Annotated in this window: 16 protein-coding genes; 10 read left to right on the top strand and 6 right to left on the bottom strand. The window is 67.2% G+C overall.

The window, feature by feature from the left end:
• Positions 1–269: 269 nt before the first annotated feature.
• The 4 genes from RN729_RS07995 to RN729_RS07980 all read left to right on the top strand — a co-directional run bounded on the left by RN729_RS07995 (position 270) and on the right by RN729_RS07980 (position 4,510).
• Positions 270–1,277, top strand: a complete 1,008-nt coding sequence (locus tag RN729_RS07995) for an MBL fold metallo-hydrolase (protein WP_310783468.1) — start codon at positions 270–272, stop codon at positions 1,275–1,277.
• A 53-nt stretch (positions 1,278–1,330) separates the two neighbouring features.
• Positions 1,331–2,479, top strand: coding sequence for an NAD-dependent epimerase/dehydratase family protein (locus tag RN729_RS07990; protein ID WP_310783467.1), 1,149 nt, complete (start codon positions 1,331–1,333; stop codon positions 2,477–2,479).
• Positions 2,480–2,606: 127 nt separating this feature from the next.
• A complete protein-coding gene (gene soxC, locus RN729_RS07985; RefSeq protein ID WP_310783465.1) occupies positions 2,607–3,839 on the top strand; it encodes a sulfite dehydrogenase in 1,233 nt (410 codons plus the stop codon).
• Positions 3,836–4,510: a hypothetical protein gene (locus tag RN729_RS07980; RefSeq protein ID WP_310783463.1), complete on the top strand. Its 675-nt coding sequence runs from the start codon at positions 3,836–3,838 to the stop codon at positions 4,508–4,510. Before soxC ends, RN729_RS07980 begins: the two co-directional genes overlap by 4 nt.
• Before the next feature lie 9 nt (positions 4,511–4,519).
• Here RN729_RS07980 and RN729_RS07975 read toward each other — a convergent pair whose 3' ends face one another.
• Both RN729_RS07975 and RN729_RS07970 read right to left on the bottom strand, forming a co-directional pair.
• Positions 4,520–4,807: a hypothetical protein gene (locus tag RN729_RS07975; RefSeq protein ID WP_310783461.1), complete on the bottom strand. Its 288-nt coding sequence runs from the start codon at positions 4,805–4,807 to the stop codon at positions 4,520–4,522.
• A 242-nt stretch (positions 4,808–5,049) separates the two neighbouring features.
• On the bottom strand, positions 5,050–6,213 hold the full coding sequence (locus RN729_RS07970; RefSeq protein ID WP_310783459.1) for a tyrosine-type recombinase/integrase: 1,164 nt from the start codon (positions 6,211–6,213) through the stop codon (positions 5,050–5,052).
• 616 nt (positions 6,214–6,829) lie between these two features.
• On the opposite strand from RN729_RS07970, the gene RN729_RS07965 reads away from it, so the two are divergent.
• The 6 genes from RN729_RS07965 to RN729_RS07940 all read left to right on the top strand — a co-directional run bounded on the left by RN729_RS07965 (position 6,830) and on the right by RN729_RS07940 (position 13,598).
• On the top strand, positions 6,830–7,771 hold the full coding sequence (locus RN729_RS07965) for a hypothetical protein (RefSeq protein ID WP_310783457.1): 942 nt from the start codon (positions 6,830–6,832) through the stop codon (positions 7,769–7,771).
• 397 nt (positions 7,772–8,168) lie between these two features.
• Positions 8,169–8,513, top strand: coding sequence for a plasmid mobilization relaxosome protein MobC (gene mobC, locus RN729_RS07960; protein WP_310783455.1), 345 nt, complete (start codon positions 8,169–8,171; stop codon positions 8,511–8,513).
• On the top strand, positions 8,510–9,694 hold the full coding sequence (locus RN729_RS07955) for a relaxase/mobilization nuclease domain-containing protein (protein WP_310783453.1): 1,185 nt from the start codon (positions 8,510–8,512) through the stop codon (positions 9,692–9,694). Before mobC ends, RN729_RS07955 begins: the two co-directional genes overlap by 4 nt.
• 1,083 nt (positions 9,695–10,777) lie before the next feature.
• Entirely contained in the window at positions 10,778–12,097 is a 1,320-nt protein-coding gene (locus RN729_RS07950) for a 6-bladed beta-propeller (RefSeq protein WP_343218909.1), read from the top strand.
• A gap of 401 nt (positions 12,098–12,498) precedes the next feature.
• Positions 12,499–12,783, top strand: a complete 285-nt coding sequence (locus RN729_RS07945; protein WP_310783449.1) for a helix-turn-helix domain-containing protein — start codon at positions 12,499–12,501, stop codon at positions 12,781–12,783.
• A gap of 35 nt (positions 12,784–12,818) precedes the next feature.
• Positions 12,819–13,598 (top strand): outer membrane beta-barrel protein, encoded by a 780-nt coding sequence (locus tag RN729_RS07940; RefSeq protein WP_310783448.1) that lies wholly within the window; start codon positions 12,819–12,821, stop codon positions 13,596–13,598.
• A gap of 42 nt (positions 13,599–13,640) precedes the next feature.
• On the opposite strand, the gene RN729_RS07935 is transcribed toward RN729_RS07940, so the two are convergent.
• The 4 genes from RN729_RS07935 to RN729_RS07920 form a co-directional block, all read right to left on the bottom strand.
• Entirely contained in the window at positions 13,641–15,362 is a 1,722-nt protein-coding gene (locus RN729_RS07935; protein ID WP_310783446.1) for a sodium:solute symporter family protein, read from the bottom strand.
• Positions 15,359–15,664 (bottom strand): DUF4212 domain-containing protein, encoded by a 306-nt coding sequence (locus RN729_RS07930; RefSeq protein WP_310783444.1) that lies wholly within the window; start codon positions 15,662–15,664, stop codon positions 15,359–15,361. Before RN729_RS07930 ends, RN729_RS07935 begins: the two co-directional genes overlap by 4 nt.
• Positions 15,665–15,784: 120 nt before the next feature.
• Positions 15,785–17,485: a hypothetical protein gene (locus RN729_RS07925; protein WP_310783442.1), complete on the bottom strand. Its 1,701-nt coding sequence runs from the start codon at positions 17,483–17,485 to the stop codon at positions 15,785–15,787.
• 102 nt (positions 17,486–17,587) lie between these two features.
• On the bottom strand, positions 17,588–18,883 hold the full coding sequence (locus tag RN729_RS07920; protein ID WP_310783440.1) for an O-acetylhomoserine aminocarboxypropyltransferase/cysteine synthase family protein: 1,296 nt from the start codon (positions 18,881–18,883) through the stop codon (positions 17,588–17,590).
• Positions 18,884–18,995 lie beyond the last annotated feature (112 nt).

Raw genomic sequence — 18,995 nt, 5'->3', positions numbered from 1 at the left:
CGGGTCGAGCATCAAACGGGGGCCGGGATCCGCTCGACGTGGATCCGGTCGGCCCTCTTCATGGCCTGAGCAACATGCTTCACGGTGTGTGGGGTCATCTCGTTGAGCGGCGGTTGGCCGACGTGGTATGATCGAAGGGAGCGGTGTCCCCCACGATCTACAGGAGGCGGTTGGTGGGAAGCAAACGTATAACCCGGAGGGCGGTCCAGGCTGGCATCCTCGCCGGAGCGTGGCTCTTTGCCGGGTGCTCCCCGGCAGGCGACGGGGACGTGGGCGGAGCGGCTGACGGCGGCGCAGAGGGCGGGGCAGCGACGACGGAGGCTGTCCACTTCGCGTTCACGGAGGTCGTGCCGGGGGTGTACCACGCTCGCGGGGCAAGCGACCTCGTCGTGGGATCGAACGCCGGTGTGGTCGTGAACGAGGCGGACGTGCTCCTCGTCGATTCCCACATTTCCCCCGCGGCGGCGAGCGCCCTCATCGAGGACCTGCGCTCGATCACCGACAACCCCGTGCGCTACGCGGCGAACACGCACTGGCACTTCGACCACGCGCACGGCAACCAGGTGTATCCGCCCGAGGTCGAGATCATCAGTCACGAGGCGACCCGGGCGGCGATCGCGGCGGGACGCTCGAATTCGGGCCGCTCGTACGAACTCTTCGTGGGATCGATCCCCGGGCGGATCGAGCAGATGGAGGCGACGCTCGACACGATGACGGACGCGACGGCGCGAGCGGAACTGGAGGCCACGCTCGAACGTCAGCGGACCTACTACGCCCAGTTGCAGGAGGTCGTCCCCACGCCCCCCAACACGACGCTCTCGGAACGACTCACGCTCCATAAGGGCGGACGCGAGATCCAGTTCCACTTCTTCGGGCGCGCCCACACGGAGGGCGATGTCATCGTCTACCTGCCGGATGACCGCGTGATCATCACCGGAGACATGCTCACCGCCGGTCTCCCCTACATGGGCGACGGGTATGTGAACGAGTGGATCGAGACGCTCGACCGCCTGAAGGCGCTCGACTTCGACTGGATCATCCCCGGCCACGGCGAGCCGTACCGGGAGCGAGAGCGGATCGACCACCTGCAGGCCTACATGCAGGACCTGTGGGACCAGTCCGCCACGCTCCACGGTCAGGGAGTGAGCGCCGAGGACGCGGCGGCGCGCATCGACCTTACGGCACACGCCGACAACTTCGGCGGGATCGCCAGCCCGGGCGCGAACCCGGTCGCGGTGCTGCGGATCTTCGAGCTGCTCGACGGCACCGTGAACTGAGACGGAACCATGAGGACGAAACCATAGAGACGAAACCAGAAAGGGAGTTCACGATGTCCACAGATTCGAACCGGCGCGATTTTCTGAAGGTCACGGCTGCGGCGGGCGCCGTCCTCGGGTTCGGCGTCCCCGGTGCGGCCCGCGCCCTCGCGCCCCGGCCGTCCGCGAACCGGGCGCCCGCGGGGCAGGCCCGGACGCTGCTCATCCTGGGCGGGACCGGGTTCATCGGTCCCTACCAGGTTCGATCGGCGCTCGCGCAGGGGCTGGAAGTGACGATCTTCAACCGCGGCAACCGCCCCGGCATGTTCGAGGGCGTGGAGGAACTCGTCGGGGACCGGAACGGGGACTTCGAGTCGCTGCGCGGCCGGACGTGGGACGTCGTCGTCGACAACTCCACGGCGCGTCCCGACTGGGTGACGAGCATCGGGGAGTTCCTGCGCGACTCGGTGGGATACTTCTACTACGTCTCCTCACGCTCGGCGTACGCGAGCCACTCCACCGTGCCGATGACGTCCGCAGTGCCCTCCTACACGTACGAGACCGCCGGCGTGGACCGTGCGACTGCCGACATCACGCGGCTGCCCTACGGCCTCGCGAAGGCGGAGTCCGAGCGGGAGGCGATGAGGATCTTCCCCGACCGGTACGGGATCTTCCGCCCGGGCCTCATCATCGGCCCCGACGATCCCACGGACCGCTTCACGTACTGGCCGGTGCGGATCCACCGGGGCGGCGAGGTGCTGTCTCCCGGCGACGGGACGGACCCGGTGCAGATCATCGACGTGCGCGATCTCGGCGACTTCATGGCGCTGTCCTCGGACCGCGGGCACACGGGCATCTTCAACCTCGTGGGACCCGCGACGCCGCGGCCGATGTCCGAACTCCTGTACGGCATCCGCGCCGTGACGACCGCTGAAACGACGTTCACGTGGGTGCCGCGCGAATTCCTCGCCGAGCGCGACGTGCGGCCCTACGCCGAGATGCCGGTGTGGCGGCCTCCGACTCCGGGATCGGAAGGGTTCGCGCGCTTCGACCTCTCCAACGAAGTCGCGCACGGGATGACGTTCCGCTCGCTGGCGGATACGACGCAGGCGACGCTGGACTTCCATTTCTCGCGTTCGGCGGAGCGGCAGGCGGAGATGCGGCCGGGACTCCCGGCGGAGCGTGAGGCGGAGATCCTGCAGGAGTGGCACGCGTCGCGCTGAAGGCCGGTCGCCGGGGCGGCCCTTGCTGGCCGCCGTGAAGGCGGCAACTGTGGTCAGCGCGCACATGTGAGGTGGTGCGCGGGACGGGGCGGAGGTGGGGCACGAGACCGACGGAAACGGAGGCGACGTGAACGACCGAGACGAGAGCTCCGGACTCACGCGGCGAGCTTTGATCGCCGGGGCGGCGGCCGCCGCCGGGGGCGCGATTACGGCGGGCGCGACGCGCGGACTGGTCCAGGAGGCGCCGGATCCGACGAAGGTGCCGGGCGCGCGTCCCGTCACGGTCGGGTCCCGCTCTCCGCACGAGACGCCGGAGAAGCTCCTGTCCGGTTCGATGGGCGGCTCGTCGCGGACCCCGCTCCAGGATCTGCACGGGATCATGACCCCGGCCGATCTTCACTTCGAGCGGCACCACCACGGGATCCCGCAGATCGATCCGGCGAGCTACCGCCTCCTCATCCACGGCATGGTCGACCGGCCGACGCTGTTCACGCTCGAGGACCTCAAGCGCTTCCCGCAGATCTCAAAGCTGCTCTTCATCGAGTGTTCCGGGAACGGCGGCGGTGCGTACTCCCCTTCGCCCAGCCCGCAGAACACCCCGCAGTCGATCGACGGCCTTCTGAGCACGAGCGAGTGGTCCGGCGTCGCGCTTTCGACGCTGTTCGAGGAAGTGGGGGCGCACGCGGACGCGACCTGGTTCCTCGCCGAGGGATCGGACGCGGCGGTCATGGGCCGCAGCATCCCGATGGAGAAGGCGTGGGACGACGCAATGATCGCCTACGCCCAGAACGGCGAGGCGATCCGGCCGGAGCAGGGCTATCCCGCGCGGGTATTCCTGCCCGGGTGGGAGGGCAACGCGAGCGTGAAGTGGATCCGCCGAATCGAACTCTCTGACCGGCCGTCGATGTTCCGCGATGAGACGTCCAAGTACACGGATCCGCTCCCGGACGGGACATCGCGGCAGTTCTCCTTCGTGATGGATGCGAAGTCGATCATCACCCATCCCACCTACCCGCGGCGGCTGCCGGGGCCGGGATTCGTCGAGATCTCCGGCTACGCCTGGACCGGCCGGGGTCTGATCGAACGCGTGGAGGTGAGCACGGACGGCGGCGACTCGTGGCACGACGCGGTGCTCCAGGAACCCGTGCTGCCCAAGTGCACGACGCGGTTCCGCCACGGCTGGGAGTGGGACGGCGGTCCGGCGCACCTGCTGAGCCGCGCCACCGACGAAACGGGGTACACGCAGCCGGTTCGGCAGCAGGTCCTCGACGCGCGCGGGCCCGGCACGCGCTACCACTCCAACGCGATCCGCGGGTGGCGTGTGGCCCGCGACGGATCGATCGAGTTCGCGCCGGTATGAGCCGCGCCAATGCGGTCTCGCGGCTGGTGGTGGTGGCGGCCGTCGTGCCGGCGCTGGCGGCCTGCGGTGCGGACGACTCCGCGGGCGGCGTGGAGGCCGGCAACGCCGCACCCGGCGCGGCTACGGTCGTGACGACCGATCCGGGCGACGGGATGACCGGGCGGGCGGGCGCGGACGAGCCCGTGTACGGCTTCGGGACGCCCGCGACGGTATCGCAGATCGCGGCCTGGGACATCGACATCGGTCCAGACGGCGCAGGCCTGCCGCCCGGAGAGGGCACCGTCGCGGAGGGACTGGAGGTGTGGGAGCGCCACCGCTGTGTTCTCTGCCACGGACCCACGGGGCGCGAAGGGCCGAACGACATCATCACGGGCCGTATCCCGGGTGACGAATTCCCGTTCGCGAACGACCGCACTCTGCGCTCCACCGTCGGCAACTACTGGCCGTACGCGACGACGCTGTTCGACTACACCCGCCGCGCCATGCCCTTCGACCTGCCGGGCACGATGACGGACGAAGAAGTCTACGCCGTGGTCGGCGCCATGCTCTACTTCAACGATCTCCTGCCGGCGGACGCCGTCGTCGACTCCGCGATGGTCGTCGACACACGGATGCCCGCGCGCGACCGCTTCGTCCCCGACAACCGAACCGGCGGTCCCACCATCCGCTGACCGACGCGGCTACACGAGTTCGATTCGGAGGCGCCGCCCCAGTGCCTCGGCAGCCCCTATCAGCATGGCGAGTTGTATCCGATCATTGTCGGGGTCCAGTATCCGGTCCAGTTGGCTGCGGCTCGTGTTCATCTTCCTCGCCATCGCATTCTTGCTCAGGCGTTCCGTAGCCATGGCCTCCTTCAATTGCCACGCGATGACGCGCTTGACGGCCGCAGCCGTTGTTTCCTCCAGCGTCCCCTGTTCCCGGAGATAATCCTCGAACGACGAACCGACGCCTCCCCTTTCGTCAACCATGACGAACTCCCTTGCCCGCCTTCGTGCGATGTCGATGTCGGACTCCGGCGCCTTACCGGATGCATGACCTGTGGTACACGCCGTCAAGCGCGGACGTGAGGGGCGCGGTGCGCGATGCCGGGTCGCTTCAGGCAACCTGCCGGGCCGGCATGTGCGTGTCGATTCTCATCGTGTTGATGTAACTAGGTTTACGTGATCGACAACGCGGGTTCCCGCCAATTGATTCCCGCCAATTGGCGGTCTCAGGCTTGAGACCGCCGACGAGCTTCCAGAGCCTTCCGAAGCTGTCCCGCGTCGGGGCGCTGGTAGCATTCGAGCACCGTTTTGGCGTTCTTCCAGCCTCCGAGCTCGCAGAGGATCTTGAGCGGCTGGTCCATGAGGTCGGAAGCGAACTTCCGTCTCAGAGAATGCCAAGTTCTGCCGGGCATCGGATCCAGTCCCGCAAGGATCTGGGCCTTCCTCCACCAAGCGCGCAACCTGCTGCCGTCCGGACATGCCAGCGGATTCCTGGGCGCAGGCAGCACCGGCACTTTGCCGGTTCCGGGGTTCATCCTCCGCGCCTCTTCGAGAACGGAGAGCGCTTCGGAGGTCAGGGGCGTGACGTGTTCGTGACCCGCCTTGTCGTGCTCGGCGCGCCAGAGGATCGTTCCGCCCTCGAAATCGATGTCGCACCAACGGAGTTTTCTGATGGCTCCGATCCGGTGTCCCGTCTCGTGTGCGAGCACGAGCGCTACGCGGAACCGCCAGTCCACCCGGCGTGCCACCTTGAGGAGCGCCAAGTACTCGTCCTCGGCGAGCACTACCCGAGTCGGGTTCTTCTCCGTCGGCTTCCTGAGGCCCTTGAGCGGGTTCCGGTCGAGAAGCGGGTGGCCCCGTTCGTCCCTCGACCTCGCGGCCCAATTCAGAACTGCGATCAGGAACTTGAGGTCGTATTCCACCGTCCGGTCGCCCACGGGCCTCCCGCTCCGGCCGATCCTGCCAGCCCGGCGCTCCCGAATGAAGCGGTCCCAGTCGCGCTGGGAGAGCGTTGCCGGGTCGCGGTTCCGTCCGAAGAAGCGGAGGAACATGCTCATGGCGGCCCGGTCGTGCCCTCGCGTATTCGCGCCCTTGGTGGGTGTCACCTCCTCACCGTAGATGTCAAATAGCGTCCCCAGCGTGAGCGGCTCCGGCTCGGCTTCCGCCTTGTCGTTGGGCTCGTGTATCGCGAAGCCCGCGGCGGCCTCGTCGGCCTGCCGCTTCGCCCGCGACCAGTCGCGGTGTCCCAGCGACCGGGTGAGCCTTCGCCCGTCCTCGCGCCACTCCAACTGGAACAGGCCGGTCTTCGGGTCGGGGAACGCCCGGACCCGGTTCCGGCCCCATTCGCCGGCACCGTAGGAGCGCCGACTTCGTTTCGTGCGTGCCATCATTCGATTCCTCTCGTGATGGACCGCACGATCTGCGCGAGCAAAGTATCGCGGAGAGAGGGTGTCTCTGCCAGTGCGTGGCGGCCTTCCTTGGATTGCGTGAGAAGGTCCCGCCATGGGCGATTCCAGGCGTAGCGGGCCCGTGCCGCGATGGGGGTCTTGCCATCGTGAACCCGTCGGTCAAGAAGCAGAACTTCCCGACGTGGCACGGCTGCAACGGCACGCGGTCATGACGGAGGTCCCCCCAAAGCACCCGACTTTCGGCCGATCCGTAGAGTGCAACCGCAATCCGGCCATCCCCTCGGGTGGCTTCTGTGTAGTCTCCGGCGAGTGTTACGTTCAGAAACTTGACCCGATCACTAGTGAACGCGAGCGTCCGACAGCTACGGGGGCTTCAGGAGCTTGGCGCGGTGATGGTCGGCCGGTCGGCCAAACCAAGAGCCGGGTGTGCCACGTCGCTGGCAGACTCCGCCGACCAGACCGCGGCTGCGGGGGCTTATGGTGGCCAGTAGGACACCGGAGCAGATCTCTCGCCGCAGTCTGGGGTCGCGCCCACTGAACACTGAGGAGTACCGACTTGTCCGACGCACCCTGGCAGCTACATCCCGATGTGCATGGGATGACCGTCAGCACCCTTCTCGACACTGTAATGGATCTCGGCTCGGCCGTCGACAGCTTGCAGGGAAAGCAGTCGCTGTTCGACACCGACGGAGGCTGGCGTGTGCTCCAGGCCGTCGTCCGCCAGATCTCAGTTCCCGTGCGGAAACTCTGCGTCGACAGCGAAGGCGCACTACTCAAGAAGACCATCGTTAGCCCAACCTTCCATCCCCTCGGCGGTCGAAAAGGTCGATACCGCCGCGCAACGATGTCGTGGCGCTCTGAGCGCCGAGAATGGGTCCTCGGCTACGCGACGGGGAAGAAGCAGGCAGTGGTGGTCCCCGAGACCCAACACGAAATCGAGATCGGAAGACTCTACGGTGTCGACTTCCTCGACGACGGTTGGTGCGCGATTCACACCCCTTTCGATCTCACATCGCGACCCATTGCATTGGACGCTTGGCTAGACGCCAAGGCTGTGCAGGTCAACTCAGTCAGTTACACCGTCCGAGACGCGCTGAAGATCGTAGCCGACTACGAGGGCGCGCACACCAACGAACTGCCTGCTTGGGTTGCGGTCGGCGTGAATCCTGAGGACATCGACAAGGGCAGGAACATGAAGTACCGCTTGGTCAATTCGGTGTACTTCGGATGTCTGTCGTACGTTCACATCGTGGTTCTCTACGCGGCGCTGTACCTCACGGGAAGATTCCAGGAACTCCTGGCCGAGTCAGCCAACACGCCTGCGGCGGTGGTTGCCTCTCCTGTCGAGCGCTTGATTCGGCACATCCGCACCGACCTCGTCTTCCGCGCTCGCATTGTCAACGCAACCCATGAGATGATCGTCGTCGGTAAGTCTGATGTCCCCGGAAGCCGTCGTCGCCGCCCCGTCTATCGCCTGTGGTCGGGTTCGCCCCAATGGGACGCCCCTGCCCCCCGCCCGGATCCGGTCGATCACCCGTAATCCGGTCTTTGCACTGGGTTCCCCGCGGGTCAAGAGGACGGACAGCCTCCGTGTGGGTTCGCCGAGCGGCCTCTCAGGGCGGAGCACGACGACTGGCTGGAGCCCGAGGCTAGCGCGATGATCCGCTGAAAGCGGGTCTTCATTGCGATTGACTAGGCGCGGCTCGTCTGCGGAGTGCGCAGGCCCGATCTGCACGTTTTGAAACTTCGCGCAGGGCGGGCCCGTCGTCCAGAGTTGGCGCCCCGGTCGGCTTTGGCGCGTGCGCGCCACGGGGGCGTGTGTTTCTCCGGTTTGTGGAGGAGCCAGATGTGTTTTCGCTTCACGAAAACCTCTGGCCGGGGGATACCCCCGGACCCCCGCAACGACATCTTCGCGCGCCACAAGGAGGCCGCCCGATTTGGTTCGTCCCCGGAAGCCCGAGGCCGAACGCAGGAGCCGCACGATCGGCGTGCGCGTCACGGCCGCGGAGGCCGCGGAGATCGCCAAGCGGGCCGCAGAGGCCCGCATGACGACGGGCGGCTACATGCGCCGGAGGGCGCTGGGGCAGCCGGTCCGCGTGGCGGCCGTACACCGTCTCGGCGCCAGGGAGCGGGTCGAGCTCCACCGGATCGGCGTCAATCTCAACCAGATCGCCCGCGCCCTGAACTCGGGGGCCTCGGCACCGACCGGGACGCTGGAGGCGGTCGAGCGGGTGGCCGAACTCGCGGCCGGTCTGCTGACCGGCGAGGCGCTGGACCGATGATCCCGAAGATCAACGGACTGGGGCGGTCGTTCGCCGGAGTCGCGGCGTACTGCCTGCATGATGCCCCGGAGCCGGACGACCGCCGCCCGGAGACCTCGGAGCGTGTCGGGTGGACCGACACCCGGAACCTTGCAACCGTCCGACCGGAGCGTGCTGCGCGGCTGATGGCCGCGACCGCGAAGGCGGCTCCCGACCTCAAGCGGCTGGCGGGCGGGGCGCAAGGGGGCCGGAAGCTGGCGAAGCCGGTCCTGCACTACTCGCTCAGCTGGGCGCGGGACGAGACGCCCGACAGGCGGGAGATGAGCCGGGCAGTGGACGGGAGCCTTGAAGCGCTGGGGCTTGAGCACCACGAGGCGCTGATCGTCGCGCACGAGGACACGCGGCACCCCCATGTCCATGTGATCGCGAACCGTGTCGATCCGGCGACCGGGAAGGCGGCGAAGCTGGGCAACAGCAAGCTCCGGCTGTCGCGCTGGGCCGAGGGCTTCGAGCGGGAACAAGGCCGGATCCGGTGCGAGGAGCGGGTCAAGAACAACGCACGGCGGCGCGCGGGCCAGGAGGTGGTTCGCAACCCGTGGGAGCGGCCGCTTCATTGGGCGCGCTACCGCCGCGAGGGGATGCTGCCCAGGCGGGCGAGGCGGGCGAGGGGACCGGTCGACGAGAAGCGGGTCGACATGGAGGCTTGGCGGCGCGCCGAGGCGCAGGCTTGGGAGAAGGTCGAGGACGGGCGGTGGCTGGGGTTCTGGCGGCTCGAGACCCAGGCGCGGAAGGAATGGGCCGAGTTGCACAAGCGGCAGGAGGACACGCGGCAGAGGCTCGACCGCGAGAGCCGCACCGTCCGCGGCCGGCTACGGATCTGGGGGGTCGAGCGCTCGTTGCGGGAGTTGGTCGGGGCGATCCGTGGCCGGGGCGATCTGGTCGAGGGCTGGCGCGAGGAACTCGACCGGTACCACAAGCACGAGCGGGCCGCGCTAGGCAAGGCGCACGGCGAAAGCGCCCGGGAGATCGAGCGGAAGGTGCGAGAGAACTACGGAAGGGGGCTGCGGGACGCGGAGCGGTGGGCGCGGGAGATGAGGGACCGCGAAGGGACGCGGGCGCGCGGCCCGAGCATCACCCGCATTGTACCGCAGCAGCCGCGTCCCAGAGGCCCGGACCGCGGCGGGGAAAGGTTCGAGCGATGACCCTCGTTATTGGATCGTGGTAGAATGACCCATGACCGGTAAGGGGTTACGAGCGAACTCTGGAGCTCATTCTTGGGGCGACTGGATTGGCTTGCGTACGGACGCATGTTCGGGGTGCGCTTCCTTCATCGTCGCGTATGAAGCGGGAGGATGCCTGGATGCGTTGCCACGTTCCTCAAAACAGGTTCTGGACGTTCAGGCCGAGACGGCTCGTCCCTCTGTATTTTTGCATTAGGTGGGACGTACCATTAGGTTTTCGGTGGAATTTCGGTTTTCATCGGGTGGATTGGTAGCGCCTGGGATTACATCTCAGTCAACGGACTGCTTCCAGAATCCCCATTCCGGACGATTAGGTTCACCTTTTCCTCCTCCCTGGGATCGAGCGGCTCGGGCGGCTTCCACGGCTGTAGCCCTAGTTCGTTCACGACATCGGCGATCCTGAGCGTCAACTCTCCGGACGCGACCTCATCGGGCGCGAACACCTCCCGGAGCCGCCGCTCCCTGGCGGATGCCCCACGGCGCTTCGAGGGTGTCCGCAACCCGGTCCCGATCCTCGGCGGACAACCCCGAGGCTGGGTGCATGCGGACATGATCGGCGGCCTTGAAGAGCGGGCGGATGGTGGGCCGGAGCGGGGCCGGACGTGGCGCGCATCCATTCGTCGTAAGCGACCGTCCTCAGGTGCCCGCAGTTGACGAAACGCCTTGAGGGGTGTACGGTTACGTTCAATGTTGGCTTATTCATTCTGCTGGAGGAGATGATCCTGAGAAAGCTCAAGAACGGATTGGCCGCCCTGCTCCCCGCATGCTGCATCGCGCTGGTGTTTACGCTCACCCCTGTGGACAGCACCTACACTTTTGGGATCGTCGGTGCTGATCCGGTGTGCGCCCAAGCGGATGACGCTGCTGACCGCTGCGAGGACTGGTGGGAGTTGATCAGCGCGGTGCACGACTTGGCCTGCCCCCCCGGCACGAGCGCAAACTGCCAAGTCGCTTGCAACTTGGACGGTGATGTCGTGGAATCTAGCTGCATGTGCTTCCGGTAGCGTTCGCGGCAGGCATTGCAGCAACAGGTGAAGTTGCGGCATGAATCTGCCTACCCACACTACGGACACGTCCCTTGTGACGATTGACCTTCGAGCGCGGCGCATGAGCAACCGGCTACGGGGCTGGACGTTGTTCCTTGCCCTGATCTCCGGGGGGTATGCCGGATTCCCGGCGTCGCTCGTGGCCGGTAAGGCAGGTCAGGAGTTGCCGGTTTCCTATCGCGTGTCCGAGGAACCACGAGTCCAGATCGGATCCGTTGACGACGACGCCTCCGCCCTCTTCGGGGTCACCGACGCGATTCGCCTGAGAGATGGCGGATTTCTCGTGGCGGATGGAGGTTCGCGGGCCCTGAAGTTCTTCGATTCGCGCGGCGCCTACGTGAGGTCGCTCGGCCGCGCGGGAGACGGACCGGGCGAATTCAGGGGGCTGTACAGGGTCGCGGAACTTGAGGACGGACGGATCGCGGCGTTGGATGTCATTCTGGCGCGCGTGACCCTTTTCTCGATCGATGGGGGGCGCGACCACACCTACCAAGTACCCCGGGGGCTTGGCGGAACGGAAAAGGGTATCGAGGCGCGCGGGTTGCTTGAAAACGGATCCGTGGTAGGGTTCCGGGAGGTCGAGGGGGCCGGCGTCGAGACGCGGTACGGAGATAATCCGGGTAGCATGCTGGTCCACAGTGCCCCGGTGGTTCAGCCCGTCCTCATCGATACCCTGGGACGCGTCTCCTCCTTCCTGAGACCGATACCGGGGACTGAGACTCTCTCCCAAAGAAGCATCAGGCGGGACGCCGAGACCATTAACATAAGCGGACAGTTAGTCCCCTTACCGTTCCTTCGTAAGGTGGTGGTAGCGGCGCGCGGCGACCGGATCGCCATCGGACCTGTCCTCGGGTATTTCGTCAGCACCTTTGACGCGGATGGAACGATGCGAACCTCCTTCGGGGGATCTCTACCGATGAGGGAGGTGCCGGAAGGAGTTCGCGAGGCGTGGGTCGACGAATGGGTTGCCAGATTTGCTCGCCGTAGCGAACGGCGGGAATGGCGAGGGCGATACGAGGAGTTTCTGTCTTCCGGATCGGCATCGGCGGTCCTGCCGGCCTTCACGGCGCTGGCGGTCCAGGCGGACGGAAAAGTGTGGCGGAAGATTTACGACCCGGAGCTCGAGGAGAGTGACCCGTCCCGCTGGATCGTCGTCGATCCGTCGCGTCAACTAGGTTCCAGCGGTACAGTGACGCTGCCGGGGGGCTTCCTCCCGTACGATATCGGCCCCGACTATGTGCTGGGTGTGTGGAAGGACGTGCTCGGCATCGAATACGTACGTGTGTACGATCTGATCGAGGTGCCATCCGGCGGGTAGGCCACCTCGGGGTGGTGAAGCCCGACCCCGCCCGGGTGACGGCCATCCACCTGGTCGACGACGGGGATTCCCGCTATTCGACGCCGTTTTCCCGCTATATTAAAACGGTGGAACTAGATGCGGTCTAGCGGCAAGAAGCGCAGATCGTGCAGTCCTGATTGAACTTATGTGATTTCCTGCCGTGATTCGGTCCTTTGGCGTTCCGTCGGGCCGGCATGTGGGCAGGGTTTTCGGGATTGTCGTGAGTACCCCATTGGGTTACCATGCGCCATGCACACCGTCGCTGAGACACCAACCTTCTCCCGTCACTCGAAGTCCGACAAGACCGACCTGACCCGCGGCGAGCGCCGAGCGGTGGCTGCGCTCATCGCCGCCATCAAGCTTCAAGGAAGGCAGGGGAAATGAGCACGTTTGGAGAAGACCTGATCCAGTCCTTGAACGAGGCCTTGGACGATGCGAAGGGGGAGGGTCCCGCCATCGTTCACGCCCCGATCTCCCCGCGCGAAGTTCGTATGGAGGCGAAGCTTACACAGGCTCAAATGGCGGCCCTGATGGGAATGAGCCTCTCCGGCTATCGGAAGTGGGAGCAGGGGAGACGACGCGTCAGCGGCCCGGCTGCGGCGCTTCTGCGCATCATCAAGCACGATCCCAACGCCGTGAGGCCTGCGCTGGTGCAGTCGCCATAAGAGGTGGAGCGTCCGTCGGCCCGCCCTGGAGAAGCTTGAGTTCCTGCAGCCGCAGCTGTTCCGCCGCGGCGCTCGTGAGTCTGCTGGCGGTCGTGGGCACCGCGCAGGCGCAGGACGGCACGGTCGGTTCCGGTCAGGCGGGGAGCTACATCGGCGCATTCGCGGGGCCGGGCTCGGTGGACGTTCGCATGACCGACATCGACGGCTTCACGGGGTCGAACGGCGTCCCGGGCCAGGCGTTCGAGTACGGTGACACCGGACTCGCGGCCGGTGTGCTGGCGGGGCGGTACTTCCGCCTGGGGAGCGTACAGCTCCTGTTCGAGGCGGACGGGGCGTTCAGCGGTCTGTCCGCGTCCCCCGGACAACTGGATGCGGCCGGAATGGACGAGACGGCGGCGGCGGAGTTGCACTGGGCCGGGACGGCGCGCATCGGCGTTCGGAGGTCCCTCGGGCGCGTCAGCGTGTTCGTCGCCGGCGGCGCGTCGGTGGCCGGAATCTCCAACTCGTTCACCGATCTCGACCCGGGAACGGACGATCGCCTGCAGTTGGACCCCGACGATTCCTTCGACGAGCGGCCGACGCGGGTCGGATGGGTCGCCGGGGTCGGCATCGAAATGCCGGTGGCGAGTGCCTGGACCCTCCGATTCGAAGGCCTCTACAACGATTTCGGCGAAACCGTCCACCAGGCGGAAAATCGGCTTGGCGTCAACGCCGGCGTCTGTGGACCGACCGGGCTCCCGAGCCCCTGCCGCTACGGCTTCGACGAGCGGTTCGCTCTCCTCCGCCTCGTCCTCGTGCGCCGTCTCGGCCGCTGATCGCCCCACGACCCCAAGGCTCCCGCCCGACCCGCCGACGCGTCAGCCGCTGATTTCGTGTGCCTCGCCTGCCCCGCGCGGGAGCCGGATCCGCTCCACCAGCCGCTGGGCCTCGGCCGGCGGCGGCGGCGTGAAGCGGGACACGACGGACGCCACGGCGAAGTTCACCGTCATTCCCACCGCCCCGATCCCCTCGGGCGAGATCCCGAACCACCAGTTCTCCGCCACGTTCGCCGCCGGGTTCACGAACTTGAAGTAGACGATGTAGGCGGCCGTGAGCGTGATTCCGCACAGCATGCCCGCGATCGCCCCCTCCCGGTTGAGCCGCTTCGAGAAGATGCCGAGGATGATGACCGGGAAGAACGACGACGCCGCGAGCCCGAACGCGAACGCGACGACCTCCGCTACGAAGCCCGGTGGATTCATCCCCAGGTAACCCGCCACGACGACGGCGAACCCGGCGCTCAACCGCGCCGCGATGAGTTCGCCCCGCTCGCTGATGTCCGGCCGCCAGTTGCGCTTGAGCAGGTCGTGGCTGATCGCCGCCGAGAGTACGAGCAGGAGTCCGGCCGCCGTCGAGAGCGCCGCGGCCAGCCCGCCCGCCGCGACCAGTCCCACCACCCAGTTCGGCAGCCGCGCGATCTCCGGGTTCGCGAGCACCATGATGTCGCGGTCGATCGTGAGTTCGTTCTGCACGGGCGCGCCCGCCGCGTCCACCGCCTCCGGTCCCACGTACTGGATGAGTCCGTCCGCGTTGTGGTCCTCGTACGAGATCAACCCCGTCGTCTCCCACTTCGTGAACCACTCCGGCATCTCCGCGTACGGCTGGTCCGTCACCGTGTTGAGCAGGTTCGTCCTCGCGAACACCGCCACCGCCGGCGCCGCCGTGTAGAGGAGCGCGATGAACACGAGCGCCCAGCCCACGCTGATCCGTGCGTCCCTCACCTTCGGCACCGTGTAGAAGCGGATGATGACGTGCGGCAGCCCCGCCGTCCCCACCATGAGCGCGGCCGTGATCGCCAGCACGTCGAGCGTCGATTTCGTCCCGTCCGTGTAGGCGGTGAAGCCCAGCTCCTGGTGCAGGCCGTTCAGCCGGTCGAGCAGGAACGTCCCCGTCTCCTGATCCGCCGCCCCGAGCCCGATCTGCGGAATCGGGATCCCCGTGACGAGCATCGACAGGAAGATCGCGGGCACCATGTACGCGAAGATGAGCACGCAGTACTGTGCGACCTGCGTGTAGGTGATCCCCTTCATCCCCCCGAGCACCGCGTAGAAGAAGACGATCCCCATCCCGATGGCGACGCCCAGCGTAATGTCGATCTCGAGGAAGCGGCTGAACACGATCCCCACGCCGCGCATCTGGCCCGCCACGTAGGTGAAGGAGACGAAGATCGCGCAGATGACGGCCACGACCCGCGCCGTCTGGGAGTAGTAGCGCTCGCCCACGAAGTCGGGGACGGTGAACGCGCCGAACTTCCGCAGATACGGAGCGAGCAGCAGCGCCAGGAGCACGTACCCGCCCGTCCACCCCATCAGGTAGACCGAGCCGTCGTACCCCAGGAAGGAGATGATCCCGGCCATCGAGATGAAGGAAGCGGCCGACATCCAGTCCGCCGCCGTCGCCATCCCGTTGGCCAGGGGATGGACCCCCTTGCCCGCCACGTAGAACTCGCTCGTGGAGTGGGCCCGCGACCAGATCGCGATCCCGATGTAGAGCGCGAACGAAAGTCCGACGAGCGTCGCCGTCCACTGGAGAACCGTCATGCCGCGCCCTCCTCTCCGGCTACGTCGTCACGCTCGTCGACGTCGAACTCCCGGTCGAGCCGGTTCATGAGGAAGACGTAGACGAAGATGAGGACGACGAAGACGTAGATCGCACCCTGCTGCGCGAACCAGAACCCGAGCGGAAAGCCCGTGCCCGGGATCCGGATCGTGTCGAGCGCATCGGCGAACACGATCCCGGCGCCGTAGGACGCCAGCGCCCAGATCGCGAGGAGCGTCCCCACATAGCGGAGGTTGCGGCGCCAGTACTCCAGATGATCGCGGCCTGCTGCGGGATGATTCATGGGTCTCCCAGCGTGCGGGTCCGAACTTCTGCGGGTTGCCAGGACTTCACTTCGGCGTCGCCCAAGGCTGCGGCCCGGGTGGGCGGCGCGCCAGTGTCACGCCTCGCGCAGCGACTGCGGTTACCAGAACACGCCGAAGACGAGCCAGGCCGAGATCGCGGCGAGAAGTCCCGTGTAGAGCGCGGGGCTGGCCAACAGCGGCACGCGTTCGCTGAAGGGGTGAAGGCGGATCGGGCCGAGCTCGCCGGAGCTCTTCGCCAGCCAGTCGTCGGCGCCCGGGGGCGACGCGTCGCCGGCAGCCGCCTCGACACCGGCCGTCCCGACACCGACCGTCTCCCGCCAGCGGGGGTGGAGCGCCGCAAAGGCGCAGCCGGCGGCCGTGAACGCGACCGCCCACACGAACGCCTCCCACTGACCGGTCAGCCAGGATGGCAGCCAGGACACGTCGATCACCTCGCGGTCCACGAAACCCACGACGCCGTACAGCCCCCCCGTCGCCAGGCCGGCCATCCCCACCCGCCGGTTCGTGCGCGTGACGGCGCCGACCAGGTAGACGATGAGGAGCGGCGTGACGAACACCGATGTGACCGAGCGGAAGGCGGCGAGCATCGTCGGCGCGCGCAGGATCAGCGGCAAGTAGGCGAACCCCAGCACCAGGATCGCGACCGTCGCCATGCGTCCCACGCGGAGGTAGTGGGCGTCGTGTCGGTCCCGCGAGATGAAGCGTGCATAGATATCACGCGTGAAGACGGCCGACATCGAAGAGCCCATCGAGTCGAACGTGCTCACCGCGGCGCTCACGACCCCGGCCACGACGAGCCCCTTGGCGCCGATCCCGAGGTAGGTGGAGATCAGGTGGGGGTACATTTCGTCGGGCCGGGCGAAAACCGGGAACTGCGCCCGCCCGAAGAGCCCGAGCATGCCCGTGAAGAGCAGGATGACGAGGCTCACGCCGACACCCAGGACCCCCGCCATCTTCATGTCCCACAGCGAGCGGGCGCCCATCATCCGCTGCGTCGAGGTGTGGCTCACCGTCCACCAGCCGGAGGAGATGAGGATCCACGCGATGAAGATGACGGCGGGCGACGTGGTCCCGTCCCGTCCCCGAAAGGCGCTCACATGGACCAGGTCCGCGGCGGCGAGCCCCGGCGCGAGTCCCTCGGCCGTCGTCCCCAGGCTCTCCAGTTGCGCGACCATCGCGTTCCAGCCGCCCACGGCCTGCCACACGGCGATGCACACCGCGAGACCTCCCGCCATCACGAGCACGCTCTGCAGCACGTCCGTCGCAACGACGGCCCGCAACCCGCCCACGGCCGTGTAGACCCCGGACAGGAGGACGAGTGACACGATCAGTGCCCAGGACAGTGCCGGCCTCAGGCCGCCGACCCCGACCAGCGTGAGATGGACGGACCAGATCATGAGTCCCAGCACGGAGGTCCGGTACTGGATCTGGATCAGCGCGCCGAGGACCCGCGTCCCCGGACCGAAGCGGTGCTCGAGGTACTCGGAGTTGGTGTACAGCCCGGCCCGGTAGATGGCGGGGACGATGAGGAAGGTCGCGATCGTCACCCCGACGAGTCCGCCGAACGTGTGCGCGGAGAGGAAATGCAGGCCCTCGCTCGCGATCGTCCCCGTGGCCGACACGAACTCCGAGTTGTCCATGTTCGTCGCGAACAGGGACAGGCCGACCGCCCACCACGGAAGCGCGCGCGAACTCAGGAACCACTCGCCGCTCGTGGAGGTGCCGCGCGCGCGGCGCAGCCCGTAGGCGATGATCGCACCGTTCAGTCCGAGGACGATCAGCCAATCCAGGGCGCTCAAGGGATGGAAACGCTCCTGCGGTGAGGTTGCCGCGGTCGGGCGAGGCGTCCGCTACCGTAGCCGGCGCCCCGCCCGACGGTCAACGGCGGCCGCTCGGGTCGGTCATGCGGCGACCGGCCGGGCGGACGCCGCCACGTCCAGCGCGCGGTCGAGGTCCTCGATGATGTCATCGATGTGCTCGATGCCTACGGAGAGCCGGATGGTCTCCGGACGCACGCCGACGCTGATCTGCTCTTCCTCGGTGAGCTGCCGGTGCGTCGTGGAGGCCGGGTGGCACGCCAGCGACTTGGCATCCCCGATGTTCACGAGCCGCTTGAACAGCTCGAGCGCGTCGTAGAACTTCACGCCCGCCTCGAAGCCGCCCTTCACCCCGAAGGTCAGGATCCCCGAGGCCCGGCCGCCCAGGTACTTCAGGGCCAGCTCGTGGTACGGATCGCCCGGCAGTCCGGCGTAGCTCACCCACTCCACGACCGGGTGGTCCTCCAAGTGCTTCGCCACCGCCAGCGCGTTCTCGGAGTGGCGCTCGATGCGGAGGTTCAGTGTCTGGATCCCCTGGATGATCTGGAACGCGTTGAAGGGCGAGATCGCCGACCCCGTGTTGCGCAGCGGTACCGTGCGCGCCCGCCCGATGTAGGCGGCCGGCCCGAGCGCCTCCGTGTAGACGACCCCGTGGTAGCTGGGCTCCGGCGTCGTGAACTGCGGATAGCGGCTCGCGTGCTCGGTCCACGGGAATTCCCCGGAATCGACGATCGCGCCGCCGAGGGAGTTGCCGTGCCCGCCGATGTACTTCGTCAGCGAGTGCACGACGATGTCGAAGCCGTGTTCGATCGGCTTGAGGAGCGCGGGCGTGGCGACCGTGTTGTCGACGATGGTGGCGACGCCGTGGGCGTGCGCCACGTCGGCGACGGCCGCGAGGTCCACGATGTTGCCCGCCGGGTTTCCGATGCTCTCGACGAACACCGCCTTCGTACGGTCATCGATCAGCTTGGCCAGGTCGTCCGGGCCGTCGCCCTCGGCGAAGCGCACTTCGATCCCCAGCTGCGGGAGCATGTGGGCGAAGAGCGTGTAGGTGCCGCCGTACAACTGGGGCACCGAGACGATGTTGTCGCCCGAGGCGGCGAGATTGAGGATCGAGTAGTTGACGGCCGCGCTGCCGGAGGAGAGCGCAAGCGTCGCCAGGCCGCGTTCGAGCTGGGCGAGTCGCTCCTCAAGGACGGCCTGCGTGGGGTTCATGATGCGGGAATAGATGTTGCCTTCGACCTCGAGGTTGAAGAGGTCCGCGCCGTGCTGCGCGTCGTCGAACTCGTACGCCACGGTCTGGTACAGCGGCACCGCGACCGCGTGCGTCGTGGGCTCGGATTCGTATCCGAGGTGGATTGCTACGGTCTCGTCTCTCATGATCTCCGTCTTCTCTCCAATGGGGCCCGATCTCTCGGGCGGTGAATATCCGCGCCTCCGGCCGATCGTTTCGTCGCTGCGGGACGGCCGTCGAACGCGGAGCTGTACTCCG

The organism is Candidatus Palauibacter polyketidifaciens (assembly GCF_947581785.1).
Lineage (GTDB): Bacteria > Gemmatimonadota > Gemmatimonadetes > Palauibacterales > Palauibacteraceae > Palauibacter > Palauibacter polyketidifaciens.
This window is presented reverse-complemented; position numbering and strand designations above follow the sequence as displayed.

Excerpts from the sequence above, each read along its gene's own strand:
- RN729_RS07945 (WP_310783449.1), top strand. The coding sequence starts at position 12,499 with ATGAGCACGTTTGGAGAAGACCTGATCCAGTCCTTGAACGAGGCCTTG.
- RN729_RS07980 (WP_310783463.1), top strand. The coding sequence starts at position 3,836 with ATGAGCCGCGCCAATGCGGTCTCGCGGCTGGTGGTGGTGGCGGCCGTC.
- RN729_RS07920 (WP_310783440.1), bottom strand. The coding sequence starts at position 18,883 with ATGAGAGACGAGACCGTAGCAATCCACCTCGGATACGAATCCGAGCCC.
- RN729_RS07970 (WP_310783459.1), bottom strand. The coding sequence starts at position 6,213 with ATGATGGCACGCACGAAACGAAGTCGGCGCTCCTACGGTGCCGGCGAA.
- RN729_RS07955 (WP_310783453.1), top strand. The coding sequence starts at position 8,510 with ATGATCCCGAAGATCAACGGACTGGGGCGGTCGTTCGCCGGAGTCGCG.
- RN729_RS07990 (WP_310783467.1), top strand. The coding sequence starts at position 1,331 with ATGTCCACAGATTCGAACCGGCGCGATTTTCTGAAGGTCACGGCTGCG.
- RN729_RS07950 (WP_343218909.1), top strand. The coding sequence starts at position 10,778 with ATGAATCTGCCTACCCACACTACGGACACGTCCCTTGTGACGATTGAC.
- RN729_RS07975 (WP_310783461.1), bottom strand. The coding sequence starts at position 4,807 with ATGGTTGACGAAAGGGGAGGCGTCGGTTCGTCGTTCGAGGATTATCTC.
- RN729_RS07965 (WP_310783457.1), top strand. The coding sequence starts at position 6,830 with ATGACCGTCAGCACCCTTCTCGACACTGTAATGGATCTCGGCTCGGCC.
- RN729_RS07930 (WP_310783444.1), bottom strand. The coding sequence starts at position 15,664 with ATGAATCATCCCGCAGCAGGCCGCGATCATCTGGAGTACTGGCGCCGC.
- RN729_RS07935 (WP_310783446.1), bottom strand. The coding sequence starts at position 15,362 with ATGACGGTTCTCCAGTGGACGGCGACGCTCGTCGGACTTTCGTTCGCG.